The sequence below is a fragment of the uncultured Holdemanella sp. genome, from assembly GCF_958348295.1.
Taxonomy (GTDB): Bacteria; Bacillota_I; Bacilli_A; order Erysipelotrichales; family Erysipelotrichaceae; genus Holdemanella.
This window is the reverse complement of sequence record NZ_CATVYQ010000094.1, coordinates 1-2,552: the sequence shown is the minus strand read 5'-3', so window position 1 is coordinate 2,552 and position 2,552 is coordinate 1. Positions and strand designations below refer to the sequence as shown.

Annotated in this window: 3 protein-coding genes; 2 read left to right on the top strand and 1 reads right to left on the bottom strand. The window is 34.7% G+C overall.

The genetic code is table 11. The features are described from left to right. Positions 1 to 49 precede the first annotated feature (49 nt). A complete protein-coding gene (gdhA, locus tag Q3907_RS10660) occupies positions 50 to 1,381 on the bottom strand; it encodes an NADP-specific glutamate dehydrogenase (protein ID WP_301898257.1) in 1,332 nt (443 codons plus the stop codon). Between the two features lie 166 nt (positions 1,382 to 1,547). Here gdhA and Q3907_RS10655 point away from each other — a divergent pair, with 166 nt between their 5' ends. Both Q3907_RS10655 and rpiB read left to right on the top strand, forming a co-directional pair. Further along, positions 1,548 to 1,943, top strand: a complete 396-nt coding sequence (locus Q3907_RS10655) for a hypothetical protein (RefSeq protein ID WP_301898256.1) — start codon at positions 1,548 to 1,550, stop codon at positions 1,941 to 1,943. Positions 1,944 to 2,005: 62 nt separating this feature from the next. Continuing rightward, positions 2,006 to 2,452, top strand: coding sequence for a ribose 5-phosphate isomerase B (rpiB, locus tag Q3907_RS10650; RefSeq protein ID WP_301898258.1), 447 nt, complete (start codon positions 2,006 to 2,008; stop codon positions 2,450 to 2,452). The last annotated feature ends 100 nt before the right edge of the window (positions 2,453 to 2,552 follow it).

Here is a 2,552-nt window from a genome sequence, read left to right as displayed (position 1 = left end):
CGTCATTTCTTAACTTAATGACATTGAGCCGAGATCGGCTTTTATTTTATTAAACAGTGCCTTGTGCTTTCATTGCTTTTGCAACTTTTAAGAAACCTGCAATGTTTGCACCTACTACATATTCTTTTTCATGACCATATTCTTTAGCTGTGTCACGGCAAGTTTCGAAGATATTTACCATGATGCTTTCTAATTTCTGATCAACTTCTTCGGCAGTCCAAGATAAATGTTGAGCGTTTTGTGACATTTCAAGACCTGAACATGCAACACCACCGGCATTACTTGCTTTACCTGGAGCATAGAATACACCGTTTTTCATAAGATAGTGGATAGCATCTGGTGTAGTTGGCATGTTAGCACCTTCGCATACAGCAAATACTTTGTTAGCTACTAATGCTTTTGCATCTTCTAAATCAAGTTCATTTTGAGTGGCACATGGAAGTGCAATATCACATGGAACAGTCCATGGACGAGCATTTGGTGTGTATGTTGCGTTTGGATGTTTTTCAACATATTCTTTAATACGTCCACGACGAACTTCTTTAATATCTTTAACTAAATCTAAATCGATTCCTTCTGGATCATAAACGAATCCGTTTGAATCAGACATAGTCACTACTTTTGCCCCTAGTTGTGTTGCTTTTTCACATGCGTAGATAGCTACGTTGCCACTTCCGGAAATGGTAACAGTTTTTCCTTCGAAGCTTGTTCCGTTATCTTTTAATAAAGCTTGTGTAAAGTAACATAAGCCATATCCTGTAGCTTCAGTACGAATTAAAGATCCACCGAATGTTAAGCCTTTACCTGTTAATACACCGCTATATTCATTTTTCAAACGTTTGTATTGTCCGAATAAATATCCAACTTCACGTCCTCCAACACCGATATCTCCTGCAGGAACATCTGTGTTTGGTCCAATGTGGCGGTATAATTCACTCATGAAACTTTGGCAGAAGCGCATAACTTCACGATCACTTTTTCCTTTTGGATCGAAGTCAGATCCACCTTTTCCACCTCCCATTGGAAGCGTAGTTAATGAATTTTTTAATACTTGTTCAAATCCTAAGAATTTGATGATGCTGATGTTTACTGATGGATGAAATCGTAAACCTCCTTTGTAAGGTCCGATAGCTGAGTTAAATTCAACACGGTAACCACGGTTTACTTGAGTTTTGCCATTATCATCAACCCAAGGAACACGGAAAATGATTTGTCTTTCAGGTTCTACAAGTCTTTCAAGCACATCATCGTCTAATTCTTCTGGATGTACATCGGCGATAATATTCAATGATTCGAATACTTCTTCAACGGCTTGAAGAAATTCTTTATCATTGGGATTTCGTTTTTTTACTGTTTCGTATAATTGCTCTAGGTCTTTCATTTTAAGTCCTCCCTTATTCAATACGTGATGATTATAACACAAATAATGAAAAAGTTTCATGAAAATATGAAAAAATTGTAAATAATAAAAACAAATATACAAATGATGGTAAAATGCACATAGCGAGTTCATATTTTGTATGCTATGATAGAACTCGGTGATGAGAATGAGAGAAAAATTATATCGTTTTATGCAAGGCAGATATGGTACGGATAAATTAAATCAGTTCCTATTTTATTTAGAAATTATTTTATTAGTGCTAAGTTTATTTTTTAGAAGAAACATTGTGATCAATATATTATTCTATATAAGTATCATTATTTATTTTGCACGTGCATTATCGAAAAATTATGTGGCTAGATCAATTGAAAATCAAAAATTTATTCGTGTTCAGGCAAAAGTAATTCATCGTTTTCAAGCTATTAATAAGTCTTTGAAGGATAAACAAAATAAGTATTTAGTTTGTCCTGAATGTGCGCAAATTATTCGTGTTCCTAGAAATAAGGGGAAAATTGAAGTACGTTGTCCTTCATGTAGAAAATCATTTGATGCGAAAAGTTAGTTGTCTTTACGCAAAGATGGAAACGTTGTAAAATATTTATAGATGTTGAGGAGGATTGAATGATGAAAATTGGTATGGCATGTGATCATGGAGCATATACATATAAGGAAGAAATCAAACAAATGTTGATTGATGAAGGCCATGAAGTTGTAGATTGTGGTTGTCATAATACAAATAGCGTAGATTATCCTGATATGGCAAAAGCGTGTGCAGATTTAGTAGTGAATAAAGAAGTGGATAAGGGTATTGTTATGTGTGGTACTGGAATTGGAATTTCAATTGCTGCAAATAAAGTAAAAGGAATCCGTTGCGCATTATGTACAGATGCAACTATGGCTCGTTTGACTCGTGAACACAATGATGCGAATATGTTGAGCATGGGACAAAGAACGACAGGTATTGAAACTTGTAAAGATATTGTTCATACTTTCTTGAACACTCCATTTAGTGAGGGTGAAAGACATAAGGGAAGAATCGCAAAAATCAGTGCAATTGAGGATGCTCAATAAGATTTAGGGATGCTTGGAAAAGTGTCCTTTTTTCTTTTTTTTAAATTGCTCAATTGTAAAACTAAATCCCATTGAGAAATAGTAAATACTACGAGGTTGA